Origin of the sequence: Streptomyces yerevanensis, from assembly GCF_000716805.1 — a bacterium.
GTDB classification, from domain to species: Bacteria; Actinomycetota; Actinomycetes; order Streptomycetales; family Streptomycetaceae; genus Streptomyces; species Streptomyces flaveus.
Map to the genome: position 1 here is coordinate 1 of NZ_JNWJ01000282.1, position 250 is coordinate 250.

At 66.8% G+C, this 250-nt stretch carries 1 protein-coding gene; it reads right to left on the reverse strand.

The window, feature by feature from the left end; genetic code table 11:
* The coding region (locus OP79_RS49425; protein WP_033329990.1) for a (2Fe-2S)-binding protein at window positions 1-250 on the reverse strand (250 nt) is incomplete at both ends.

Here is a 250-nt window from a genome sequence, read left to right on the forward strand (position 1 = left end):
ACTTCCGGCCCGCGGTCTGCTCGACCGCGCGCACGATCTTCACGTAACAGCCGCAGCGGCAGATGTTGCCGCTCATGAACTCCCGGATCTCCTCGGCCGATCCGGTGTGGCCCTCGTTGATGCAGCCCACACCGGAGACGATCTGGCCGGGCGTGCAGTAACCGCACTGGAAGGCGTCCTCGTCGATGAACGCCTGCTGCAGCGGGTGCAGTTCGTCGCCGTCGGCCAGGCCCTCGATCGTGGTGACCTC